We start from the raw sequence: 22,698 nt of genomic DNA on the forward strand, positions 1-22,698 counted from the left end.
GGGATCAACGCAACTCGCGGAAGCTGTATTCGCGCTGCGGCGGCTCGCATTGGAACGGCTTCGCCGCGGCGCCGAGCGAGGCCACCTCGTCGCATTCCTCCAGCCATTCCTCGCTGGCCGCATTGCGGAACTCGCGCAGACGCTGCACCAGGTATCGGGCCTTGTCGGTCTCGCCGACCGCGTTGAGCGACTTCGCCCAGGACATCAGCAGCCGGGTATCGATCAGGTGATGGCCGGTGCGGCGCGCCGCCTCGAGCGCCACGGCGCCGGGTGGCTGCACCGTCGCCTCGGCGTAATCGGCCTGCAGTGCGAACAGCGGCGAGCGCTGACCCGCGGCGATACGGTCGTCCAGCGACGCGGCCCCCGGCGGCGGCGCGTAGATGTGCACGATGCGCAGGTAGTCGACGATCACCAGCGGCACCGCCGCGGCCACCGCGAGACCGAACGCCGCCAGCAGCGGGCGGCGCTGGCCGGTGCCGCCTGCCGTTGCCGTTGCCGTTGCCGTTGCCATTGCCGTGGCCGGACCGGTGCCGGTCGTGACCGGTGCCGATCTCACCAGGCACAGCCCAAAGGCCAGCGACGCGGGCAGAAGGAAGTAGGCATACCAAAGTGGGTACTCGAGCTGACTGTGCAGGCCGATCATCACGACCAGCATGGCGACGCAATGGGCCGCCGGGCCACCCCGGATCGCCCGGTCCAGGCCGACGACCAAACCCCACGCCAGCAGGCCGACGGTCAGCAAGCCCAGCGGCAGGCCCATCTCGACGAGCAGTTGCATCACCATGTTGTGGGTGTGATCGAAGAAGGCGACGGGGCGATCCGGGAACGGCGTCAGCGTCCAGGCGAGGTTGAAGTCCCCCCACCCCGACCCCATCAGCGGGTACTGCAGGAGGAGCGCCTCGGCATTCCTCAGGATCGCCCAACGCGATGGCGAGCCTGCACCCTCGTCCGAGATGCGCGACTGCGCGCGGAACGCGTGCTGTCCCATGGCCGCGTACAGGTCGAGCAGCCCCCAGCCGATGGCGAACATCACCGCCGTTGCCCCCAGCGCGATGCGCACGCGCGGCGCCAGTCGCCGGTCGACGAGGCCCCACAGCACCAGCAGCGCGACCCCGATCCAGCCGGTACGTGAGCCGCTGAGCAGCACGCAGAAGACGAACAGGAAGAGCAGGACATACAACGCGACGGTGCCGCGTGGCTCGCCGCCCAGGCGCCGCGCGAGCCATCCGCCCTGAGCCAGCCACACCGTGGCGACGCAAGCCCACATGAGCAGGCTGGCCAGGTGATTCGGCTGGCGCATGTTGCCGACCGCGCTGCCCACCACCCCCGATCGGGCGATGAAGGTGCCGTCGGCCAGCCACGGGAAGAACATCTGCACGAAGCAGACGATCACGCTCAGCACGCCGGCGCCGGCCAGCGCCACGCAGAAGATCGTGATCACCTCGTCCCGTTGAGCGGGGGTTACGGCGCGGCCGGTCTGCACCGCGAGCAGCGCGCCGAGCAACATCGCCGCGCTGGTCAGCGCCATGGACCACGGCAGGCCGTTGAGGGACGGCGCGGACAGCGCGACCCCGGTCATCAGGAGGAGGGCCAGCGACACGCCGTCCAGGCGCTCGGTCCAACGGACATCGATCAGCGTGCGGCCCCAGGCCAGGCCGGCCACGAGGATGCCCAGGCCGGCGAACGCCGCCAGCTGGTTGTAGAGCGTGGCCGACGGCGTCTGGTTGAAGGCGATCAGAGGCGCGATCGTCACGCCGAGTAGCAGGCCCAGCAGCGTGAGCCCCTGGCGGTGCGGCGCAAGGGACGAATCGGGAAAATCGGCGGCGGGCGCTGTCGCGGCGAGCGTCATGAACGGTCCGGGTCGTGAGGACAGGGCCGCACTCTAACGCCGGGCAACCCGTACGCCCGGGCCGCGATGCAACGACAGGTTCAGAAGCCGTCGACCGGCGCGAAGCCGACGGGGTCGCCGGTCGACTTGTCCAGCAGCACCGACCAGTCCGTGCGACGCGCCAGCATCGGGATGTAGATCAATTGCTCGATGGGCCTGCTGGTCTTGGCGACGGCGGCGCGGAGTTCCGCCGCCTGCGCGGGATGTCGAGCCAGCAGTTCGGATACCGGCTTGCCGACCTTCTGAACCTGGGCGCGGGCGCGTTCATCCCACTCCTGCCAGAAGCTTGGGCGCATGCCGAGGTCCGCGCCCGACATCGCCAGGAGCACGGCATCGGCGCGCTCCTCGCCGGTCGCCTCGCGGGTGTTGACCAGCAAAGGCCCCGAGATCGACAGCGCGCGCAGCGGCTCCGGCGCCTTCGACAATTCGGACTCGACCACGCTGGCGGCGATGACGGCGCGGAAGCGGTCCTGCTCGAGCGCCAGCACCACCGGTCGCGCAACGAACATCGTGTGCGCGCCATACGCCAGCCCGGCCAGCTGCAGCACGACGACGACGGCCATGTCCCGCCAGAGCTCCGATCTGGGCTTGGCGATGTCGAACACAACCAGGGTGATCAGCGGGCCCAGCACGACGTCGACGCCGACGATCAGCAGGAACAGGGCACCGCCGCCGGAGACCTCGCTGTACGGCCACGGGTACCAGAGCAGGAACACGGCGGCCGCCACGGAGGCGGCCACGATCAGCGTGAACGTGAAATGGAGCAACGACGCCTTGAGGCGTCCGCGCAGGGTGGGCGTCATGGGCGGAACGGAATCGGAGAGGCCCCGATTGTGGCGCGTCAGAAATGACAAACGGGGCCGAAGCCCCGTTGTTCATCCTTGGAAGGATCGATTACTTGCAGCTGGCAGCCACGTACTTCTTGTCGATGGTGGTCGTGCAAACCCACTTCAGGCTCTCGTTCGTGCCTTCCACCGAAGCGGTCAGGACGATGTTGCCCGTGGCGTCCGGGACGGTCGACGTAGCGGTGATGACACCGGCGGCATAGGTCACGCCACTAACGTACGTGCTCTTGATGTTCTCGGTCGGGATGTCCGTCTGCGCAGCCGGGATCGAGCCCTTGACCGTGTAGAACTCTTGAACGGCAGCCTTCGGCTGGGTGGCAGCGGACATCACTTCGGAGACCTTGGTCTTGGTGATGTAGTCACGGTAGGCCGGCAGAGCCACGGCAGCCAGAATACCGATGATCGCCACGACGATCATCAGTTCGATCAGGGTGAAACCTTGTTGAACGCGCTTCATAAAAACTCCAGAGAGGAAGTGGGGTAGAGACAAGCGGTATGTACGCAGGGCTCGTGCCAGCTCTTTCCGTCCTTGATTTGTGCATGACATCACGGCCTGGCGGAGTCAGGCATGGCTTCAAGTGACGTTTTTTGTCATGCAGCCCGCCCAGATTTGTCACCTCGCCCGTTCCAGACAAGGTTTGTCAGATCACGCTGATGCGAGATGTGAAGACGCAGAAGCGACGCAGCCCGCGACGGGCTTCCGGCGCGGGCTGCGGGTGGAAAGGAGTCCACCAGGAAGACGTCAAGCCAGCGTGAACTCCTGGAAGTTCTCCAACGCCGAAATCCTGTGCGTCGTACGCAGGCCCATGACCGCGTCCATCACCGCCGCGCGTTCACCTGGCTTGATGTGGGTGATGTGCACGTCGATTGCACCGCCGAGTTTTGCGAGTTCGTCGCGAAGCGTCGTCGGGCACAGGTGCTTGCTGATGCCGGCCAGACCGCACTCGTCGTCGCCGAAGGCGCACTCGATGATCAGATGCGCCACTTTGATTTCAGAGAGTCGCTGCCAGAGCGCCGGGTTCGGGCCGGTGTCGCCGGTGAAGACCCAGTGACCCGAGGCGCCGCCATCGACTGCGAATCCCACGGCCGGCACGGTATGCGCGGCGCTGATGACCTCGATTCGACGGCCACCGCCTAGATCGAGATGGTCACCCACCGCAAACTCATGGAAGGTCAGAGCCGGCCGTTCCAGTGACGGGAGGCGCGTGAAGTCGGGCCAGATCACGCCGTTGAAGACATGTGCGCGCAGTGCCTGCAGAGTCTCGGGCAGCGCGTGTACCTTGACCGGGGGACGACCAGCTTGCGCGCGTCGGCGCTGGACCGTATCGGCTAGCAAGCCGATCGCCAAAACATGATCGAGATGCGAATGCGTCACCAGGATGTGATCCACCTTGGCCATCGCGTCCACGGTGAGCTCAGCCACGCCGCTGCCGGCGTCGATGAGCACATCGTCGTCGAGCAGAAAGGAAGTGGTCCTGTAGCCGGCCGCCAGGGCGCCAGCGCAACCAAGCACGCGAATCTTCATGCGGAAGACTGTAGAGGCACCCTCGTGCGGCGCTAAGCGCCGAATCCTCGATTCGAAGGTTTATTGCCGTCGCTTACGCGAACCCGCCACCATGCCGTGAAAACCTGCACGCGCGTAGGTGATCGCCGGACAGCAGCGAATCATTTCGATACAGGATGGTGCGCCGAAACCACGTGTATTGCTTCGCGAGCAAGCAACAAAAAGGGGCCTCAAGGGCCCCTTCGTACCGAGCAGCATCGATCAGGCCTGGACGAACTGCATCTGCGTACCAGCCAGTTCGATCACATCACCGTTCTTCAGGGGGACCGACTCAGCCGTCAAGGGCGCACCATTCACCACCGGTCGGGCGCCTCCCTCGACGTGCGCGAACACATAGCCGCTCGGTCTCTTGGTGATCGACGCCACCTGCACGCCCGGCTTGCCTACCGTCGTCACGACCTTGGTGAGGGACACCTCGCGGCCCGCCGCGGGACCGTTCAGCACTTTGATCGCCGCTGGCGCGGTCGACACCGGCGCCGGGCCCAGGCCACCGAACGAGGAGGGCAAACCGAAACCGCTGCTAGGCGCCGTGCCAGGCCGCAGGATCATCGTCTTCTCGTAGTCGCCGTTGTCCTCGAGCAGGAACTTGATCTTGTACTTGCCGACCTCAATCACGTCGCTGTGCGACAGCAATTGCTTCTTGATCGCCTTGCCGTTGATGTACGTGCCGTTCGTCGAGTTCAAGTCCTCGATGAAGACATCCGCCCCGACCATCTGCAGCACGGCGTGTTCGCCGCTGACCGCTAGGTTGTCGATGACGATGTCGTTGTACGGCCGCCGGCCGAGCGTGGTCTTGTCCTTGGTGATCTGCACTTCCTTGATCACCACGCCGTCGAGCGACACCACCAGCTTGCCCATGCTTGACCTCGAGTCCTGTCTTTATTTGTAGAGGGCCGCCTCAACGGCGCCCATTGTTGCGACTGAATGGCCACCACGCCCATGGCTTGGTGCGACTTTCCGCGCGAACCAGAACGATCGCAATATTATCCTTGCCGCCCAGGTCATTGGCCGTGTCCACCAGCGCCTGCGCTGCTTCGGGCAGATCGTTGTGGCTTTGCAGCACCTGTGCCACGCTGGCGTCATCGACCATGTCGGAGAGACCATCGCTGCACAGCAGGATCTGGTCGCCGGGCAGCAGCTCATGCTGATGCACCTCCAGCATCACCGTATCCTCGACGCCAACGGCTCGCGTGACCAGATTCTTGTTGCTGCTGAAGACGGCTTCCTCTGGCGTCAGTAGACCTGCATCGATCTGTTCCTGCAGCAACGAATGGTCACGCGTCAGCTGGACAAGTTGGCCTTCCCGATAGCGATAGGCCCGCGAATCGCCCACGTGCCCGAGCAACAGGCTCTGTTCCCGGAAGACCGCCAGCACCAGCGTCGTCCCCATCCCCGCATAGCGCGGATTGGTGTTGGCGGCGTTGAAGATCGCGCGGTTGGCGTTGTCCACGCAAATGTCCATCGCCCGTCGCACATCGATGTCTGTCGCATGCTGGCCAGCCTCGGCGAGCCATCGACCCAGCTCCGATTTGATGAACGTCGTCAGCATCTGGCTGGCGACCTCCCCCGCGTTATATCCCCCCATACCGTCGGCAAGCACCGCGAGCCCGACGCCCGGTTCCAGGGCGACCGAGTCTTCATTGTTGTCGCGCACACGACCGGTATCGGTGGCGCTGAAGAACTCCAGGGTCATGTCTTGCTGGCGGGATCGGCTGGGGGAAGGGGATTGTGCACTGCGCCCTGGGACTGTAGCCGCAAAGTTTGCTCGAATGCCTGTCCCGCCGGTGGGGGGGGTGTGGCACCCGTGCTATTGGCCAGTTCCACTGGAATCTGAGCCAGCACCGCCTCCAGATCCTGGGCCAGTGTGTCGCCGCGCTGGTAGCGCAATTCGGGACGCTTTTCCAGCGCCAGCGCCACGACCATGGCCAGCGACTCGGGCAGCTCAGCTCGAAGACGACGGACATCCGCCGCCGGCTGATTCATGATCTGGTGCATCAGCGTCGCCATCGACTCCGTCTGATGCGGAAGGTGGCCGGTCAACAGCTGGAACAGCATCGCGCCCAACGAGTAAAGGTCGCTGCGACCATCCACCTGCAGGCCGGCCAGTTGTTCCGGCGACATGTAGGACGGCGTACCCAGGACCAATCCCGTCCGCGTCCGACTGCCATCGGCGACACGAGCGATGCCGAAGTCCATGATCTTCACGCTGCCGGATTGCCGTTCCAGCATGACGTTGGCGGGCTTGATATCGCGGTGTACGACCCCGTGACCATGGGCGTACTGGAGCGCCCGCGCCAGGCGCGCGGCGAGCAGAAGCACCTCGCGCAAGGGCAGCAGCTGGCCGGGCCGCGTGTGGTGGCTGAGATCCTGCCCCACGACGTATTCCATCGCAATCCAGGTCTCGCCAGCGCATTCGCCGGCGTCAAGCACGCGCAGGATGTCGGGATGATCCAGATGCCGAGCCGCGCTCGCTTCACGCATGAAGCGATCGCGGACGTCGATCAGGTCCTCCGCCGCGAACTCGCGTTGCAGCGCCAGGCGCTTGATGGCGACGGTCCGGCCGCTACGGCGGTCGACAGCCCGATGAACGACGGCCATCGCACCCCGGCCGACTTCCTCGCCGATGTCGTAGTCGTCCAGCGCCACACCCGCCGATCGCGGCATCGGCTGCGTCGTCGGCAAGGTGTCGGACACACCCAGGCCCCCATCGTCAGATGCGCCTCGGCCCAGAAGTCTCTTCAGGAAGCCGGAGGCGCTCATGACATGACAGGCCTCTCGTCAGGCTTGCGCCGGCCGGCGCGCGGCCAGCAGCTTGCCGACGAGCAGCACGAACAACGCGCCGCCGACACCCAGGGCGTAATACACCTGCGGCAGCACTTCCGTCGTACCGGGCTTGCTGCCCGCTTGCATCGGCACCCAGGCATTGAGCGCCGGATCGGTCACCACCATCGTGCCGGCAATCCACCCGAGCAGCATCGCGCCCAGCGTGATCACGATCGGGAACTTGTCCATCAGCTTGATCACCAGCTGGCTACCCCAGACGATGATGGGGATCGACACCAACAGGCCGAAGATCACCAGCGGCATCTGGTGTTGACTGCCCGCGCCCTCTGCGGCTCCGGCGATCGCGATGACGTTGTCCAGGCTCATCACGAAGTCCGCGATGATGACGGTCTTCACCGCGCCCCAGAGCTTGTCGCTCGCTTCCATCTTCGAGTGGTCGTCCTCGCCTTCCGGGATCAGGAGCTTGATGCCGATCCAGAGCAGCAACACGCCGCCGACCAGCTTGAGGAACGGGAGCTTGAGCAAGGTCAGCGCGAAGAAGATCAGTACAACGCGCAGCACGATGGCACCCGCGGTGCCCCAAAGGATGCCCTTGGTGCGCAGATTCGGTGGCAGCTTGCGGCAGGCAAGCGCGATGACGACGGCGTTGTCGCCACCCAGCAGGATGTCGATCAGGATGATCTGGCCGACGGCGAGCCAGAACTCGGGGCTGGTGAGCATGTCCATGTAGGGAACCCGCGCCGGGCCTCGCACAACGAGAGCCCAGTCTAAAGCGTTGGAGGGCAAACGAATGAAGGGGCCCCATGGGCCCCTTCATTCGTTTGGGGGGTACGGCTGGATTGTCCGCGCCCGCCCCCAGGAACCGCAGTGCGTGAAATTACGCAGCAACAGCTCCTGGCATCAGGTTTTTCCTGCTACTTACAGCAGGCCTTTCAGCAGCTTGCCCATTTCCGACGGGTTGCGCGTCACGGTGAAGCCGCACTCTTCCATGATGGCGAGCTTGGCATCGGCCGTGTCGGCACCGCCGGAGATCAGCGCGCCAGCGTGGCCCATGCGCTTTCCGGGAGGCGCGGTCACACCCGCGATGAAGCCGACCACCGGCTTCTTCATGTTGGCCTTGCACCAACGGGCGGCTTCCGCCTCGTCCGGGCCACCGATCTCGCCGATCATGATGACGGCGTCGGTGTCCGGATCGTCGTTGAAGGCCTGCATCACGTCGATGTGCTTCAGACCGTTGATCGGATCGCCACCGATACCGACTGCCGAGGACTGGCCCAGGCCGATTTCGGTCAGTTGCGCCACCGCTTCATAGGTCAGCGTGCCCGAGCGCGAGACCACGCCGATGCGACCCTTGCGATGGATGTGACCGGGCATGATGCCGATCTTGATCTCGTCGGGCGTGATCAGGCCAGGGCAGTTCGGGCCCAGCAGCAGCGTCTTCTTGCCGCCAGCCAGTTCCTTGGCCTTCATCTTGTTGCGCACTTCCAGCATGTCACGGACGGGGATCCCTTCCGTGATGCAGATCGCCAGATCCAGGTCGGCCTCGACGGCTTCCCAGATCGCGGCGGCGGCGCCGGCCGGCGGCACATAGATCACCGACACGGTGGCGCCGGTCTGGGCGGCGGCTTCCTTCACGGTGCCGTAGATGGGGATGTCCGAGAACTTCTCGCCCGCCTTCTTCGGGTTCACGCCCGCGACGAACGCGTTCTTGCCGTTGGCGTAGGCTTGGCAGCCCAGGGTGTGGAACTGACCGGTCTTGCCCGTGATGCCCTGGGTGATGACCTTGGTGTCCTTGTTGATGTAGATGCTCATGTCGTATTCCTTGGCTGGGTCTTCGGCTTACTTGACGGCGGCGACGATCTTGGTCGCGGCTTCGGCCATGGTGTCGGCGGCGATGATGGGCAGGCCGGACTCGGCCAGCATCTTCTTGCCCAGCTCCTCGTTGGTGCCCTTCATGCGGACGACCAGCGGGACGTTCAGGTTGACGGCCTTGCAGGCCGTGATCACGCCTTCGGCGATGGTGTCGCACTTCATGATGCCGCCGAAGATGTTCACGAGGATGCCCTTCACCTCGGGGTTCTTCAGCATGATCTTGAAGGCTTCGGTGACCTTCTCGGCCGTGGCGCCGCCGCCGACGTCCAGGAAGTTGGCCGGCTCGCCGCCGAACAGCTTGATGGTGTCCATCGTGGCCATGGCCAGACCGGCGCCGTTCACCAGGCAGCCGATGTTGCCGTCCAGCGAGATGTAGGCCAGGTCGAACTTCGACGCTTCGATTTCAGCCGCGTCTTCTTCGTCCAGGTCGCGGTAGGCGACGATTTCCGGGTGACGGAACAGAGCGTTGGCGTCGAAGTTGAACTTCGCGTCCAGCGCGATCAGGTTGCCCTTCGAATCGCAGTTCAGCGGGTTGATTTCAACCAGCGACGCATCCGTGTCCATGTAGCACTTGTACAGCTTCGCGAACAGGTCGACAGCCTGATCCACCGAAGCGCCGCTCAGGCCGATGGCCGCGGCGATCTTCTTCGATTGCTCGGTCGTGATGCCGGTCAGCGGATCGATGTACTCGGTGATGATTTTCTCGGGAGTCGAGTGCGCGACTTCCTCGATGTCCATGCCGCCTTCGCTCGACGCGATGAAGGCCACCTTCTGCGTGCCGCGGTCGGTCACCAGCGAGATGTACAGCTCGTTCTTGATGTCCGCGCCTTCTTCGATGTACAGGCGGCGGACCTTCTGGCCGACCGGGCCGGTCTGGTGCGTGACCAGCTGCATGCCCAGGATCTGCTCGGAGAGCGCCTTCACGTCGTCCAGGCTCTTGCCCAGCTTGACGCCGCCGCCCTTGCCGCGACCGCCGGCGTGGATCTGCGCCTTGACCACCCAGACCGGGCCGCCCAGCTTCTGCGCGGCTTCGACCGCCTCTTGCACCGTGAACGCGGGAATGCCGCGCGGCACCGGCACGCCGAACTGGCGCAGGATTTCCTTGCCCTGGTACTCGTGAATCTTCATAGGGAGGTCTCGCTTGATGGATGAATCAGGAAGAGGCTGCCAGTGCCGCGGGCGCTCCGCGGTGCCGGCGTGGAGAGGAGGTTTGCAACGCCGGATTCAACCGGGTCTCCGCGACAAGGAACCCGTCGTCGCGACCATAGGACCGCACGTCGACGGAGCGACGATGATGCGGCGGATGGCGCTCGGGGGAGGCGGAGGAAGACATAAAACCGATGCAAACACGCGAAAACACGCCCGCGGACGAACGCCGGCGGGCTGTTTTGCGAAGCCGAAAATGTAGCATGCTGCGTTGCATCAAGCCCTTGGCGCGGTTGAGACGCGCACTGGCGTGGGCTTGTCAGGGCGCCGCAAGGTGCTCATGACGCACGAAGTTTCGGGGAGTTTCAGCCCCTGTCGCTCATTCAGGCGGCACGACAGGCGGTCAGCTCGACGCGCGCTCACGCATCGGCATCGCTGCCCTCGGCGACGCGTCGGACCGCTCGGCGCGCCAGATCCGAACCGAATCCCCGTCCGATGAGGAAACGCAGGCGTTTGGCTAGCGCCGCTGCATCGACGGCCGGGCCATCACCGAACTTGCGCCTGAGCAATTCGCAAGCACGATCCAACTCGCCGGCCGCCAACGTCGAGCGCTGTTCCGCGTCCAACACGAGCCCATGCTGGGCGAGCTCTTGCTCGATACGCCGCTGTCCGAAGCGCTGAGAGCGCACGTGGATGCGGGATTCGACAAACCGCGACTCGTCGAGATATGCGTTGGCCTTGAGCCAATCGAGTACCGCGTCGACTTCGTCGTCCAGGTCCTTCGATCCGGCTTCATCCGCGAATTCATCGCCTCTCGATTCCGAAGCCTCCCCGGCTTCGGCTTGCCGGTCACGCGCGATGCGCAGCAGCTTGCGTCGCAGCTCCATCGCGCTGTGCTCGCGCTGCGCGAGCAACGCAATCGCGCGAGCCTTCAACGACAGCGGCTGCGAGGCTCGGCCCCGCCGACCGTCGGGCGGGGTCATGCGAAAGCCCCGCGTTTACTCGGCGTCGCCGCCGGGCGTTGCGCCCAATAGGGGGATGCCCAGGGATTCGCGGATCTTGTTCTCGATCTCGACTGCCAGGTCCGCGTTCTCGCGCAGGAACTCGCGCGCGTTGTCTTTGCCCTGTCCGATCTTCTCGCCGCTGTAGGCGTACCAGGAGCCGGCCTTCTCGACGATCTTCGCGGCCACGCCCATGTCGATGATCTCGCCCTCGCGGCTGATGCCTTCGCCGTAGAGGATGTCGAACTCCGCCGTCTTGAACGGCGGTGCCACCTTGTTCTTGACGACCTTGACCTTGGTCTCGGAACCGATGACTTCCTCGCCCTTCTTGATCGAGCCGATGCGGCGGATGTCCAGGCGCACCGAAGCGTAGAACTTCAGCGCGTTGCCGCCGGTGGTCGTTTCCGGGCTGCCGAACATCACACCGATCTTCATCCGGATCTGGTTGATGAAGACGACGGTGCAGTTGGTCTTCTTGATGGTGGCGGTCAGCTTGCGCAGCGCCTGGCTCATCAGTCGGGCCTGCAGGCCGGGCAGCGAGTCGCCCATCTCGCCTTCGAGTTCCGCCTTCGGCGTCAGCGCGGCGACCGAGTCGATGACGATCAGGTCGACCGACCCCGAGCGCACCAGCGAATCCACGATCTCCAGGGCCTGTTCGCCGGTGTCGGGCTGGCTGATCAGCAGTTCCTGCAGGTTGACGCCCAGCTTCTGCGCGTACTGGACGTCCAGCGCGTGCTCGGCGTCGATGAAGGCGCACACGCCGTCCAGCTTCTGCATCTGGGCGATGACCTGCAGCGTCAGCGTGGTCTTGCCCGAGGATTCAGGACCGTAGATCTCGACCACGCGGCCGCGCGGCAGACCGCCGACGCCCAGCGCGATGTCCAGACCCAGGGAGCCGGTGGAGACGACCTGGATGTCCTCGATCTTCTCGCCTTCGGCCAGCCGCATGATGGAGCCCTTGCCGAACTGCTTTTCGATCTGGGCGAGGGCGGCCTGCAGGGCCTTGGCTTTTTCGGTGTTGGCGTTCTTCACGGGGGCGTCCATGCAATCTTCTCCTGTTGGCTGCGGCGGATTATGGCGCAATCTGTATATCTGTACAGTACTTTGTCGAAGCGGCCGGACGCGCTTTGCGGTGCCGGTGACGGGTCGATGCAGTCATCTTAGGCACCGGCTGGCTCACTGGATGAGCCAGCCGTCGCAGTTCCCACCTTTTTCCGCCTTCGGTAGGAGTCACCCCACGCCGCGCTGCCGTCGGCGTGAGTCGGACACGCCCGACGAATGCCGAGCGGACGCCTCGGAAACGCCTAGGGAACACCAGCGGGCCGCTCCCTAGAATGTCTCCATAACCAGAGGGGACGACACATGCGCATCTTGATCGCCGAAGACGACCAGGTCTTGGCCGACGGCCTGTTGCGCTCGTTGCGGGCCTCGGGCTGCGCCGTCGATCAGGTCGGCAGCGGCAGCGAGGCCGATGCGGCGCTGGCCTCGCATGAATTCGACCTCCTGATCCTCGATCTGGGCCTGCCCAAGCTGCACGGCCTGGAGGTGCTGAGACGGCTGCGCGCACGAGGATCTTCCGTGCCGGTGCTGATCCTGACCGCGGCCGACAGCATCGAGGAACGCGTCAAGGGCCTGGACCTTGGCGCCGATGACTACATGGCCAAACCGTTCTCGCTGCAGGAGCTCGAGGCCCGCGTGCGCGCACTGACGCGCCGCGGCCTGGGCACCGCTTCGAGCGTGATCCGCCACGGTCCGCTGACCTTCGACGCGACGGGACGCGTCGCCTACATCAACGACCAGATGGTGGAACTCTCGGCGCGCGAGCTGTCGCTGCTGGAGGTGCTGCTGCAGCGCGCCGGCCGTCTCGTCAGCAAGGACCAGTTGGTCGAGCGCCTGTGCGAATGGGGCGAAGAGGTCAGCAACAACGCGATCGAGGTCTACATCCATCGCTTGCGCAAGAAGATCGAGCAGGGCCCGATCCGCATCGCGACGGTGCGCGGACTGGGCTACTGCCTTGAGAAGATTCCCGGCTGAGCGGCCGCGTGGGTCCGGCCGCACGAGGCGCGGGACAGCTCCGCGCGGACGCCTGACCCACGGTGCGCGTCATGGCGACTGACGCCTCCGGCCATCGCTCGCTGTTCGGCGAGATCCTCGACTGGATGCTCGCGCCGCTGCTGGTCATCTGGCCGATCAGCGTCGCACTGACCTGGCTGGTGGCCCAGGGCATCGCCAACAAGCCCTATGACCGTGAGCTCGACGAGATGGCGCGCACGCTCGGCCTGCAGGTCGTGACCGAGCCGGGGCCCGGCGATGCGGCGGCGCGGCGTGGCCGGTCGCGCTACGCGCTCGCGCCCGAGGCCGCCGCCCTGCTGCGCGCGGACGAATCCGACACCGTCTACTACCAGGTGCTGGGCCTGCGCGGCGAACTGCTGAGCGGCGATGCGCTGCTGCCGGTGCCCGAGGTCGAGCCGCCGATCGTTCCCTGGGAGGTGAATCGCCGGTTCGACGAGATCAACAACGAGGCGGTGCGCGTGTCCTACCTGTGGGTGGTGCCTGAGGGGATGGCGGGCAGCGACCGGATGATGCTGGTGCAGGTCGCGGAGACGCTGGGCAAGCGCTCGCGGCTGACCAACGAGATCATCAAGGGCGTCATCCTGCCGCAGTTCGTGATCCTGCCGCTGGCGGTGCTGCTGGTGTGGCTGGCACTGGCGCGCGGGATCGCGCCGCTGAACGACCTGCAGCGGCGCATCCGCTCCCGCGACAGCTCGGACCTGAGCCCCATCGACGAACAGCGCATCCCCGACGAAGTCGCGCCGCTGGTGCAGGCGATCAACGATCTGCTGGAGCGGCTCGACCAGTCGATCCGGTCGCAGAAGCATTTCCTGGCCGACGCCGCGCATCAGCTGAAGACGCCGCTCGCGGGGCTGCGCACGCAGGCCGAGCTGGCGCAGCGCGAGATCGACGAGGGACGCAGCTCACCCGCGGAGCTGCGCCGATCGCTGAAGCAGATCGCGGTGTCGAGCCAGCGCGCGGCGCACATGGTCAACCAGCTGCTGGCGATGGCCCGCGCCGAAGACCAGGAACACGCCGCCCGGCGCAGCGAAGTGAACCTCGCCGTACTGGCGATCGAGACCGTGCGCGACTTCGTGCCGCGGGCCATGGAGAAGCGACTGGACCTGGGCTACGAGGGACCGGAGGCGAGCCAGGCCGGGCTGCGCATCAGCGGGCATCCGCTGCTGATCCGCGAGCTGATCCGCAACCTCGTCGACAACGCGCTGCTCTACACGCCGAGTGACGGCACGGTCACGGTGCGCGTGGTCGAGGACCCGTTCGGACAGGTCTGCGTGCTGCAGGTGGAAGACTCCGGACCGGGCATCGTCGAGTCGGAACGCGAGCAGATCTTCCAGCCGTTCTACCGGGCGCTGGGCACCAACGTCGACGGCTCGGGACTGGGGCTCGCGATCGTGCGCGAGATCGTCCAGCAGCATGAAGCGGAGATTGCGGTCGATGACACGCGGGCACGTCGACAGGCGGAATCGGAAGGCGCAGGGCCGGGCGCGCGATTCACGGTCCGGTTCGCCGCGCACCCGCTGCAGAACGCCGGCTCCTGACCGCTTCCACCACGGGGAACCGACGCGCGATCAGCGCTGCGTTCCGCCCCGGCTCTTGGCGATCGACATCAGCATCCCGAGCGACAAGCCCAGCGTCACCATCGCCGTCCCCCCATACGAGATGAACGGCAGCGGCACCCCCACCACGGGGAGGATGCCGGTCACCATGCCCATGTTCACGAACACGTAGGTGAAGAAGCTCAACGTGATCGCCCCCGCGAGCAGTCTTGAGAACAAGGTCGGCGCCTCGTGCGCGATCGCCAGTCCGCGCAGGATCAGCGCGGTGAAGCCGATCAGCAGCCCCGCCGCGCCGATCAGTCCGAACTCCTCGCCGTAGGCCGCGAAGATGAAGTCGGTCGTCCGCTCCGGAATGAACTCCAGGTGCGTCTGCGTGCCCTTCATGAAGCCCTTGCCGGTCACGCCGCCGGAGCCGATCGCGATCTCGCCCTGGATGATGTGGAAGCCCTTGCCCAGCGGGTCCTTCGTCGGGTCCAGCAAGGTGCAGACACGGTCCTTCTGGTAGTCCTTCAGCACGACCCATTTCACGTCGGGCTGGCAGATCTGGTCCTCGCTGTAGACCAGCGCCGTGATGCCCGCGCCGGCCAGCACCAGGGCCGGGATGATCAGCTTCCACGACAGCCCGGCGAAGAAGATCACGTACAGGCCCGCGCCCAGCACCAGCAGCGACGTGCCCAGGTCCGGCTGCTTCGCGATCAGCCCGACCGGCACCGCGAGCAGGATGAAGGCGGCGACGAAGTCGGGCAGCCGCAACTGGCCTTCGCGCTTCTGGAACCACCAGGCCAGCATCAGCGGCACGGCGATCTTCAGCAGTTCGGACGGCTGGATCTGCGTGCCGACGTACAGCCAGCGGGTCGCGCCCTTCTTCGTGATGCCGAACAGCGCCACCGCCACCAGCAGGGTCACGCCGACGGCGTAGAGCGGCAGCGCGAGCTGCATCAGCCGTTGAGGCGGCACCTGCGCGGTCACGAACAGCACGCCCATGGCCAGCACCATGTTGCGGGCGTGATCGACGAAGCGGGTGCCATGGTCGTAGCCCGCCGAGTACATGCACATCAGGCCCAGCCCCATGAGCCAGGCCATCGCGAGCAGCAGCGGGATGTCGAAACCCTGGAACAGCGGCTTCACCCGTTGCAGCAGGCTGGGTTTGCTGAAGACGGCGCTCATCGTGAGGCTCCCTGGGTGGGACGCGACGCGGCGGCCCGCGCGACTGGCGCGGCCGGCGCCGAAGGCGCGGAGGCACGCGAAGGGGCAGAGGCGGGCGAGACGACCGCCGAGGCCGCCGCCTCCGGCGCGCTGGCCGCGGCGTTGGGCAGCGGGATGTCCTCGACGCGGCGCGGCGTGCCGATCGGCGCGCCGACCTGGCCGACCCGCACCTTGGCGATGTCCTCTTCGCTCGGGTAGGTCCCGGTGAGCACGTAGTCGAACACGCGGCGTGCGATCGGCGCGGCCGACTCGGAGCCGAAGCCCGCGTTCTCGACGATCAAGGCCAGCGCGATCGTCGGCGCCTGGTAAGGCGCGAACGAGATGTACAGGGAGTGATCGCGCTTGCGCTCATCCGCCTTGATGCTGCTGTAGGTCTGGCCGGCACGCAGGCCCACCGCCTGCGCCGTGCCGGTCTTGCCGGCGCTCTGGTACTGCGCGCCCGCGAACACCGCGCGCGACGTGCCTTCCAGCGTCACGTCGTGCATCGCGTTGCGAATCACGTCGACGTCCGCCTTGCGCAGCGCCAGCGGCGCCAACGCATCGCTCGCGACGCGCCGTTGCGCGTGCTTGACGACGTCCTCGATCTCCCGCACCAGCCGCGGCCGGTAACGCTCGCCGCCGCTGGACAGCGTCGACATCGCCGTCGCCAGCTGCAGCATCGTGAAGTTGTTGTAGCCCTGGCCGATGCCCAGCGAGATCGTCTCGCCGGCGTACCACTTCTGCTGTTCGGGCCGCTTGTAGGCGCGGCGCTTCCACTCGGTGCTGGGCAGGATGCCGGTGACCTCGCCGAGCAGGTCGATCTCGGTCCTGCGGCCGAAGCCGAAGGGCTCGAGCTGGTCGTGGATCATGTCCACGCCCATCTCGTTGGCCAGCGAATAGAAGTAGACGTTCGACGAGGTCACGATCGCCAACCGCATGTCCTTGGCCCCGGCCCGGTCGCCGGTCGCGCTGCCGAACACCCGGCCGCCGAAGCTGTAGTTCAGGTTGTCCTGGATCACCACGTTGGCGGCGCGCTTGCCGGTGTTCAGCGCGGCCATCGCCATGTACGGCTTGAAGGTCGAGCCCGGCGGGTAGGTGCCGCGCAACGCGCGGTTCAGCAGCGGCTTGTCGACGTCCTCGTTGAGCTCGCGCCAGCTGTCCGCGTCGATGCCGTCGACGAACAGGTTGGGATCGAAGGTCGGCTTGGAGACGAAGGCCAGCACCTCGCCGTTGCGCGGATCCATCGCGACCAGCGCGCCGCGCCGGTCGCCGAAGAGCCGCTCCACCAGCGCCTGCAGCTTGATGTCGACCGACAGGTGCAGCGTGTTGCCCGGCGTCGGCGGGCGGTTGCGCAGGCGGCGCACCGCGCGGCCGCCCGCGCTGGTTTCCATCTCCTCGAACCCGGTCTGGCCGTGCAGTTCGCGCTCATAGGCCTGCTCCAACCCGAGCTTGCCGATGTACTCGGTGCCGCGGTAGTTGGCGACGTCCTCTTCGGACCAGTCGTCCATCGCCTTCTTCTCGGCCTGGTTGATGCGGCCGATGTAGCCCAGCATGTGCGCGCCGATGTCGCCCATCGGGTAACTGCGGAACAGCCGGGCCTTGATGTCCACCCCGGGGAAGCGGAAGCGCTGCGCGGCAAAGCGGGCGACCTCGGTATCGGTCAGCTTGGTGCGGATGGGCAGCGACTCGAAGTTCTTGCTCTCATCCATCAGCCGCTTGAACCGCCGGCGGTCGCGCTGCTGGATGTCGATGACGGCGGACAACGCGTCGATCGTGCGTTCAAGGTCCGGCACCTTCGACGGCGTGATCTCCAGCGTATAGGCCGAATAGTTGCTCGCCAGCACCACGCCGTTGCGGTCCACGATCAGGCCGCGGTTGGGCACGATGGGGACGACGGAGACGCGGTTGGTCTCGGCGCGCTCGAGCAGCGTGTCGTGCTGCGTGATCTGCAGGTAGACGAGCCGCGCGACGAGCAGGCCGAAGCAGAACAGCACGAACGCGGCCGCGGCGAACAGCCGCAGCCGGAAGCGGCTCAGCTCCGCCTGGAGGTTCTTGATGACCGTCATCGCGAGGCCGATCTCCGCACGCTCAGAGCGGGCGGTGCGCGTCGGGATCCGGCGCGCGTCGCTGTGGCGCGAGCAGCAGCGCCGCGGCGATCGGCCACAACGCCGCCTGCAGCAGCGGCGCCAGCACGATGCTCCACCCCGGCCACATGCCGCCGACGATCAGCCGGACGATCACGGCGATCGCTGTCGCGAGCACGAACAGCGGCAGCACGTGCAGTGCCTGCGCGCCCAGCGTGAACCACAGCAGCCGCCGGTGCAGCGCGACCGCACCGAAGGCGAGCAGGCTGTAGGCCAGCGCATGCTGGCCGAGCAGCGCGCCGTGGTGGACGTCGATCATCAGGCCGAAGACGAAGGCCCAACCCACGCCGACGCGGCGCGGCTGATGGACGTTCCAGAAGACCAGCACCAGCGCCAGCACGTCCGGCATCCAGGGTTGCCGGCCGACGGGGACCATGTCAATCAGCAGCCCGACGATGAGGCTGAACGCGATGAACAGGGGGTTGGCGGGCAGCAGCAGCTGGCTGGCGCCACGGGGCATGATCATCGTGTGCCTCCTTTCGGCGCGGACGCGGCTGAGGCCGCGCGGCCGCGCGCCGGTCTGCTGGCGGCTTCGGCGGCGGCGGCAATCGCGGCGCTGGCCGCTTCCTGCGCGGCTTCGGTGCGGGCGGACTCCTGACCTTCCAGCGGCTCCAGCACCAGCACGTGGCGCGCACTGTCGGGCTGCGCGATCGGCGCCAGGCCGACGCGCGCGAAGCTGGTGTCGCCGCGGCGCTCGACCTCGGCGACCTTCGCCACCGGCAGGCCCGGCGGATAGAGCCCGTCCAGGCCCGACGTCGCGAGGGCGTCGCCCGGCTTGATGTCGGCGTTGGCGGCGATGAAGCGCAGCTCCATCACGCCGCGCTCGCCGCCATAGGCGACGCCGCGCTGCTGGGTACGCGTGTTGAGCACGGGGATGGTGGCGTCGCGGTCGGTCAACAGGGTCACCTCGGCGGACAGCGGATAGACCCGCGTCACCTGGCCGAGCACGCCGGCATCGTTGACCACCGGCGCGCCGAGCCGCACGCCGCCATGGCCGCCGCGGTCGATGATGATGCGACGCGAGAAGGGATCCGGCGCCTCGTAGAGCACCTCGGCGGCGAGGCCCTTCACCGGCAGTGCCTCGCGCAGCTCGAGCAGCGCGCGCAGGCGCGTGTTCTCGGCCTGCAGCTGCGCCGCGCGGCTCAGGATCACCGCCTGCGAGGCGAGCTGCTGCCGGGCCTGGTTCTCGGCCTCCGTGGCCTTCTCCATGCCGCGGGCGTAGTCGCCGGCCTGCTCCCAGGCATCGACGGGCGCCAGCAGCGCGCGCTGCAGCGGATGCAGCGCGAGCGCCAAGCCCGCGCGGGCGGGCGCCGTGACCTGGAAGCGGGAATCCGCCACCATCAGGAAGACCGCCAATGCCGCACAGAAGGCCAGCTTCGTCAACGCGGACGGGCCTTCGCGGAACAGCGGCGGTGGATTGCGGTCGAGGGTGCCGAGAGGCATGAAGATCTCAGCGAAGGAGATTCAACGCAAAGCGGCCGGCTGAGGCCGCATCCACTTATTCGTTCGTGAAGATCGAACCCAGGCGTTCCATGCGTTCCAGGGCCATGCCGCAGCCACGGACGACGCAGGTCAGCGGGTCTTCGGCCACGAGCACCGGCAGGCCGGTTTCCTCGGCCAGCAGACGGTCCAGGTCGCGCAGCAGCGCGCCGCCGCCGGTCAGCATCATGCCGCGCTCGGCGATGTCGGCGCCCAGCTCCGGCGGGGTCTGCTCCAGCGCGTTCTTCACGGCCGAGACGATCTGGTTCAGCGGGTCGGTCAGCGCTTCCAGGATCTCGTTGGACGAGATGGTGAAGCTGCGCGGCACGCCTTCGCTGAGGTTGCGGCCCTTGACTTCCATCTCCTTGACCTCGGAGCCGGGGAAGGCCGAGCCGATGTTCTTCTTGATGGACTCCGCGGTCGGCTCGCCGATCAACATGCCGTAGTTGCGGCGGATGTAGTTGATGATGGCCTCGTCGAACTTGTCGCCGCCGACACGGACCGAGCCCTTGTAGACCATGCCGCCCAGCGAGATCACGCCGACCTCGGTCGTGCCGCCGCCGATGTCGATGACCATCGAGCCCGACGCTTCGGACACCGGCAGGCCCGCGCCGATCGCGGCCGCCATCGGCTCCTCGATCAGGTAGACCTCCGAGGCGCCCGCGCCCAGCGCGGCGTCGCGGATCGCGCGTTTCTCGACCTGCGTGGAGCCGCAGGGGACGCAGATGATGATGCGGGGCGACGGACGCAGCAGCTTGGTGTCGTGCACCATCTTGATGAACTGCTTGATCATCTGCTCCGTCACCACGAAGTCGGCGATCACGCCGTCCTTCATCGGGCGGATCGCCTCGATGTTGCCGGGCACCTTGCCCAGCATGGCCTTGGCTTCGTGGCCGACGGCCTGGATGGTCTTCTTGCCGTTCGGGCCACCTTCGTGGCGGATGGCGACGACGGACGGTTCGTCCAGCACCACGCCTTTTCCGCGGACGTAGATCAGCGTGTTGGCGGTGCCCAGGTCGATGGCGAGGTCGGTGGAGAAATAGCGGCGCAGGGAGGCGAACATGTGTGTAGGCAAGACCTGGACAAGACGCTTCGGCACCTGGAGCCGCTGGTCAACGTCGAACTACACGCAATCGGCGGCATTCGACGGCATCAAGCGGCGTTCGTCTGCGTTATGTCCGGGCGGCTGCGATTCGGGGCGGTTCGGGTCGGGTAACCGCGCGGACCGGCGGCGTCCGCGCGAGCGAGATTCCTTGCCATAAGGAACGAGGCTGCACTGGCAGCCTCGGCTCATGGAGATAAGCGGGGATAATAACTGATCACCCCCTGGTTTGGCCCGTCTGCAAGCCATCCGTAAGCGTTTCAATCCCCATGGCACTCACCCACGACGACGTCAGCCGGATCGCCAAACTGGCCCGGCTGGAACTTTCCGGCGACGAGCAGGCCGCGCTGCTGCCGCAGCTCAATGGCTTCTTCTCGATCGTCGAGCAGATGAGCGCGGTCGACACCAGCGGTGTCGACCCCCTCTACACGCCGCTGTCGGCGGTCCAGGAAGTGGCCCTGCGGCTGCGCGAGGACCGCGTCACCGAAACCGACCAGCGCGAACTCAACCAACGCAGCGCCCCCGCCGTCGAGGATGGCCTGTTCCTGGTCCCGAAAGTCATCGAATGACCACGCCTCTCCACCACCTCGGCGTGGCCGAGCTCGGCCGCGCCTTGCGCGCCAAGACGGTCTCCAGCACCGAACTGACGCAACATCTGCTTGCGCGTGTTGCCGCGGCGAAGGATCTCGGCGCCTTCCTGCACGTGAACGCGGACTACGCGCTCGCCCGGGCCAAGGACGCTGACGCGCGCTTGGCCAGCGGTGAAGCGGGCGCGCTGATCGGCGTGCCGCTCGCGCACAAGGACATCTTCGTCACCCGCGACATGCCGACCACGGCAGGCTCGAAGATGCTCGAGGGCTATCTCAGCCCCTTCGACGCCACCGTCGTCGAGCGCCTGAACGCCGCCGGCACGGTCTCGCTGGGCAAGCTCAACTGCGACGAGTTCGCGATGGGCTCGGCCAACGAGAACAGCGCCTACTTCAAGGCGCTGAACCCCTGGGACCGCACGCGCGTGCCGGGCGGCTCGTCGGGCGGCTCGGCCGTCGCGGTGGCCGCCTGCCTCGTTCCGGCGACGACCGGCACCGACACCGGCGGCTCGATCCGCCAGCCGGCCAGCTTCTCGGGCATCACCGGCATCAAGCCGACCTACGGCGTGTGCTCGCGCTACGGGATGATCGCGTTCGCGTCCAGCCTGGACCAGGCCGGCGTGTTCGCGCGCTCGGCCGAGGACTGCGCGCTGCTGCTGTCGACGATGAGCGGCTTCGACGAATGCGACGCCACCAGCGTCCAGCAGCCGCCGCAGGACTTCAGCGCGCAGATGCTGACGCCGCGTGAAGGCGCGACCGCCACGCAGCCGCTCAAGGGCCTGCGCATCGGCCTGCCCAAGGAGTTCTTCCCGGCGGCGCTGTCCTCCGACGTGGACGGCGCCGTGCGCGCCGGTCTGGCGGAGCTGGAGAAGCTGGGCGCGACGCTGGTGGACGTGTCGCTGCCACGCACCGAGCTTGCGATCCCGGTCTACTACATCATCGCCCCGGCCGAGGCGAGCTCGAACCTGTCGCGCTTCGACGGCGTGAAGTTCGGGCACCGCGCCAAGGACTACGGCAACCTGATCGACATGTACGAGAAGACCCGCGCCGAAGGCTTCGGCGCCGAGGTCAAGCGCCGGATCATGATCGGCAGCTACGTGCTCTCGCACGGCTACTACGACGCCTACTACCTGCAGGCGCAGAAGCTGCGCCGCATGATCGCGGACGACTTCCAGCAGGCCTTCCAGCACTGCGACCTGATCGCCGGCCCGGTGGCGCCGACGGTCGCATGGAAGCAGGGCGAGGGCGCGGACGATCCGGTGAAGGCCTACCTCGCCGACATCTTCACGCTGCCCGGCTCGCTGGCCGGCCTGCCCGGCATGAGCGTGCCGGTGGGCAGCGGCGAGGGCGGCATGCCCGTGGGCCTGCAGCTGCTGGGCAACTACTTCAAGGAAGGCACCCTGCTCCACGCCGCGCACGCGCTGCAGCAGGCCACCGACTGGCATCGCCAGCATCCGGCGGGGGTGTGAACG

General features: G+C 66.7%; 21 protein-coding genes. 4 read left to right on the forward strand and 17 right to left on the reverse strand.

What is annotated here, in order from left to right; all coding sequences use genetic code 11:
* Positions 1-4: 4 nt before the first annotated feature.
* From ACQ4L4_RS20475 to recA, 12 genes are all read right to left on the reverse strand, one after another.
* A complete protein-coding gene (locus ACQ4L4_RS20475; protein WP_431100716.1) occupies positions 5-1,849 on the reverse strand; it encodes a Wzy polymerase domain-containing protein in 1,845 nt (614 codons plus the stop codon).
* An 80-nt stretch (positions 1,850-1,929) separates the two neighbouring features.
* Positions 1,930-2,691, reverse strand: coding sequence for a TfpX/TfpZ family type IV pilin accessory protein (gene tfpZ, locus ACQ4L4_RS20480; protein ID WP_431100717.1), 762 nt, complete (start codon positions 2,689-2,691; stop codon positions 1,930-1,932).
* A gap of 91 nt (positions 2,692-2,782) precedes the next feature.
* Positions 2,783-3,190, reverse strand: a complete 408-nt coding sequence (locus ACQ4L4_RS20485) for a pilin (RefSeq protein ID WP_431100718.1) — start codon at positions 3,188-3,190, stop codon at positions 2,783-2,785.
* Between the two features lie 285 nt (positions 3,191-3,475).
* On the reverse strand, positions 3,476-4,258 hold the full coding sequence (locus tag ACQ4L4_RS20490; protein WP_431100719.1) for an MBL fold metallo-hydrolase: 783 nt from the start codon (positions 4,256-4,258) through the stop codon (positions 3,476-3,478).
* Positions 4,259-4,498: 240 nt separating this feature from the next.
* Positions 4,499-5,155 (reverse strand): FHA domain-containing protein, encoded by a 657-nt coding sequence (locus ACQ4L4_RS20495; RefSeq protein WP_377159155.1) that lies wholly within the window; start codon positions 5,153-5,155, stop codon positions 4,499-4,501.
* A 40-nt stretch (positions 5,156-5,195) separates the two neighbouring features.
* Complete coding sequence (locus ACQ4L4_RS20500) at positions 5,196-5,990, reverse strand: Stp1/IreP family PP2C-type Ser/Thr phosphatase (protein ID WP_067280684.1); 795 nt, start codon at positions 5,988-5,990, stop codon at positions 5,196-5,198.
* Positions 5,987-7,057 (reverse strand): serine/threonine-protein kinase, encoded by a 1,071-nt coding sequence (locus ACQ4L4_RS20505; protein ID WP_431100720.1) that lies wholly within the window; start codon positions 7,055-7,057, stop codon positions 5,987-5,989. The genes ACQ4L4_RS20500 and ACQ4L4_RS20505 overlap by 4 nt, the downstream gene beginning before the upstream one ends.
* A gap of 18 nt (positions 7,058-7,075) precedes the next feature.
* A complete protein-coding gene (locus ACQ4L4_RS20510; protein WP_431100721.1) occupies positions 7,076-7,807 on the reverse strand; it encodes a TerC family protein in 732 nt (243 codons plus the stop codon).
* Positions 7,808-7,999: 192 nt separating this feature from the next.
* On the reverse strand, positions 8,000-8,893 hold the full coding sequence (gene sucD / locus ACQ4L4_RS20515; protein ID WP_297524421.1) for a succinate--CoA ligase subunit alpha: 894 nt from the start codon (positions 8,891-8,893) through the stop codon (positions 8,000-8,002).
* Positions 8,894-8,920: 27 nt separating this feature from the next.
* A complete protein-coding gene (sucC, locus tag ACQ4L4_RS20520; RefSeq protein WP_431049162.1) occupies positions 8,921-10,081 on the reverse strand; it encodes an ADP-forming succinate--CoA ligase subunit beta in 1,161 nt (386 codons plus the stop codon).
* A 437-nt stretch (positions 10,082-10,518) separates the two neighbouring features.
* Positions 10,519-11,082: a regulatory protein RecX gene (locus tag ACQ4L4_RS20525; protein WP_431100722.1), complete on the reverse strand. Its 564-nt coding sequence runs from the start codon at positions 11,080-11,082 to the stop codon at positions 10,519-10,521.
* A gap of 15 nt (positions 11,083-11,097) precedes the next feature.
* Entirely contained in the window at positions 11,098-12,144 is a 1,047-nt protein-coding gene (gene recA / locus ACQ4L4_RS20530; protein ID WP_431100723.1) for a recombinase RecA, read from the reverse strand.
* Between the two features lie 318 nt (positions 12,145-12,462).
* Between recA and ACQ4L4_RS20535 the strand changes: the two genes are divergently transcribed.
* Together ACQ4L4_RS20535 and ACQ4L4_RS20540 are read left to right on the forward strand one after the other, a co-directional pair.
* Complete coding sequence (locus tag ACQ4L4_RS20535; RefSeq protein WP_091730277.1) at positions 12,463-13,134, forward strand: response regulator; 672 nt, start codon at positions 12,463-12,465, stop codon at positions 13,132-13,134.
* 71 nt (positions 13,135-13,205) lie between these two features.
* Positions 13,206-14,711: a sensor histidine kinase gene (locus ACQ4L4_RS20540; protein ID WP_431100724.1), complete on the forward strand. Its 1,506-nt coding sequence runs from the start codon at positions 13,206-13,208 to the stop codon at positions 14,709-14,711.
* A gap of 30 nt (positions 14,712-14,741) precedes the next feature.
* Here ACQ4L4_RS20540 and rodA read toward each other — a convergent pair whose 3' ends face one another.
* From rodA to ACQ4L4_RS20565, 5 genes are read right to left on the reverse strand one after another with little or no spacing between them, the layout of a single operon-like run.
* A complete protein-coding gene (gene rodA / locus ACQ4L4_RS20545; RefSeq protein ID WP_431100725.1) occupies positions 14,742-15,896 on the reverse strand; it encodes a rod shape-determining protein RodA in 1,155 nt (384 codons plus the stop codon).
* Positions 15,893-17,980, reverse strand: coding sequence for a penicillin-binding protein 2 (gene mrdA / locus ACQ4L4_RS20550; RefSeq protein WP_431100726.1), 2,088 nt, complete (start codon positions 17,978-17,980; stop codon positions 15,893-15,895). The genes rodA and mrdA overlap by 4 nt, the downstream gene beginning before the upstream one ends.
* A gap of 22 nt (positions 17,981-18,002) precedes the next feature.
* Positions 18,003-18,524 carry a rod shape-determining protein MreD gene (gene mreD / locus ACQ4L4_RS20555; RefSeq protein ID WP_431100727.1) on the reverse strand — a complete coding sequence of 174 codons (522 nt, stop codon included), beginning with the start codon at positions 18,522-18,524 and terminating at the stop codon, positions 18,003-18,005.
* The gene (mreC, locus tag ACQ4L4_RS20560) at positions 18,521-19,501 is read right to left on the reverse strand and encodes a rod shape-determining protein MreC (protein ID WP_431100728.1); all 981 of its coding nucleotides are present in this window, start codon (positions 19,499-19,501) and stop codon (positions 18,521-18,523) included. The genes mreD and mreC overlap by 4 nt, the downstream gene beginning before the upstream one ends.
* A gap of 55 nt (positions 19,502-19,556) precedes the next feature.
* Positions 19,557-20,600: a rod shape-determining protein gene (locus ACQ4L4_RS20565; protein WP_067280645.1), complete on the reverse strand. Its 1,044-nt coding sequence runs from the start codon at positions 20,598-20,600 to the stop codon at positions 19,557-19,559.
* 308 nt (positions 20,601-20,908) lie between these two features.
* Here ACQ4L4_RS20565 and gatC point away from each other — a divergent pair, with 308 nt between their 5' ends.
* Both gatC and gatA read left to right on the forward strand, forming a co-directional pair.
* Positions 20,909-21,208 carry an Asp-tRNA(Asn)/Glu-tRNA(Gln) amidotransferase subunit GatC gene (gene gatC / locus ACQ4L4_RS20570; protein WP_377159145.1) on the forward strand — a complete coding sequence of 100 codons (300 nt, stop codon included), beginning with the start codon at positions 20,909-20,911 and terminating at the stop codon, positions 21,206-21,208.
* Positions 21,205-22,695, forward strand: coding sequence for an Asp-tRNA(Asn)/Glu-tRNA(Gln) amidotransferase subunit GatA (gene gatA, locus ACQ4L4_RS20575; RefSeq protein ID WP_431100729.1), 1,491 nt, complete (start codon positions 21,205-21,207; stop codon positions 22,693-22,695). The genes gatC and gatA overlap by 4 nt, the downstream gene beginning before the upstream one ends.
* Positions 22,696-22,698: the final 3 nt, after the last annotated feature.

The sequence above is a fragment of the Roseateles noduli genome (genome assembly GCF_050626985.1).
Lineage (GTDB): Bacteria > Pseudomonadota > Gammaproteobacteria > Burkholderiales > Burkholderiaceae_C > Roseateles > Roseateles noduli_A.

Excerpts from the sequence above, each read along its gene's own strand:
- ACQ4L4_RS20540 (WP_431100724.1), top strand. The coding sequence starts at position 13,206 with ATGGCGACTGACGCCTCCGGCCATCGCTCGCTGTTCGGCGAGATCCTC.
- ACQ4L4_RS20490 (WP_431100719.1), bottom strand. The coding sequence starts at position 4,258 with ATGAAGATTCGCGTGCTTGGTTGCGCTGGCGCCCTGGCGGCCGGCTAC.
- ACQ4L4_RS20510 (WP_431100721.1), bottom strand. The coding sequence starts at position 7,807 with ATGGACATGCTCACCAGCCCCGAGTTCTGGCTCGCCGTCGGCCAGATC.
- ACQ4L4_RS20475 (WP_431100716.1), bottom strand. The coding sequence starts at position 1,849 with ATGACGCTCGCCGCGACAGCGCCCGCCGCCGATTTTCCCGATTCGTCC.
- ACQ4L4_RS20565 (WP_067280645.1), bottom strand. The coding sequence starts at position 20,600 with ATGTTCGCCTCCCTGCGCCGCTATTTCTCCACCGACCTCGCCATCGAC.
- gatC (WP_377159145.1), top strand. The coding sequence starts at position 20,909 with ATGGCACTCACCCACGACGACGTCAGCCGGATCGCCAAACTGGCCCGG.
- ACQ4L4_RS20495 (WP_377159155.1), bottom strand. The coding sequence starts at position 5,155 with ATGGGCAAGCTGGTGGTGTCGCTCGACGGCGTGGTGATCAAGGAAGTG.
- ACQ4L4_RS20535 (WP_091730277.1), top strand. The coding sequence starts at position 12,463 with ATGCGCATCTTGATCGCCGAAGACGACCAGGTCTTGGCCGACGGCCTG.
- mreD (WP_431100727.1), bottom strand. The coding sequence starts at position 18,524 with ATGATCATGCCCCGTGGCGCCAGCCAGCTGCTGCTGCCCGCCAACCCC.
- recA (WP_431100723.1), bottom strand. The coding sequence starts at position 12,144 with ATGGACGCCCCCGTGAAGAACGCCAACACCGAAAAAGCCAAGGCCCTG.
- mrdA (WP_431100726.1), bottom strand. The coding sequence starts at position 17,980 with ATGACGGTCATCAAGAACCTCCAGGCGGAGCTGAGCCGCTTCCGGCTG.
- ACQ4L4_RS20505 (WP_431100720.1), bottom strand. The coding sequence starts at position 7,057 with ATGAGCGCCTCCGGCTTCCTGAAGAGACTTCTGGGCCGAGGCGCATCT.
- sucD (WP_297524421.1), bottom strand. The coding sequence starts at position 8,893 with ATGAGCATCTACATCAACAAGGACACCAAGGTCATCACCCAGGGCATC.
- mreC (WP_431100728.1), bottom strand. The coding sequence starts at position 19,501 with ATGCCTCTCGGCACCCTCGACCGCAATCCACCGCCGCTGTTCCGCGAA.
- sucC (WP_431049162.1), bottom strand. The coding sequence starts at position 10,081 with ATGAAGATTCACGAGTACCAGGGCAAGGAAATCCTGCGCCAGTTCGGC.
- ACQ4L4_RS20485 (WP_431100718.1), bottom strand. The coding sequence starts at position 3,190 with ATGAAGCGCGTTCAACAAGGTTTCACCCTGATCGAACTGATGATCGTC.
- ACQ4L4_RS20500 (WP_067280684.1), bottom strand. The coding sequence starts at position 5,990 with ATGACCCTGGAGTTCTTCAGCGCCACCGATACCGGTCGTGTGCGCGAC.
- gatA (WP_431100729.1), top strand. The coding sequence starts at position 21,205 with ATGACCACGCCTCTCCACCACCTCGGCGTGGCCGAGCTCGGCCGCGCC.
- tfpZ (WP_431100717.1), bottom strand. The coding sequence starts at position 2,691 with ATGACGCCCACCCTGCGCGGACGCCTCAAGGCGTCGTTGCTCCATTTC.
- rodA (WP_431100725.1), bottom strand. The coding sequence starts at position 15,896 with ATGAGCGCCGTCTTCAGCAAACCCAGCCTGCTGCAACGGGTGAAGCCG.
- ACQ4L4_RS20525 (WP_431100722.1), bottom strand. The coding sequence starts at position 11,082 with ATGACCCCGCCCGACGGTCGGCGGGGCCGAGCCTCGCAGCCGCTGTCG.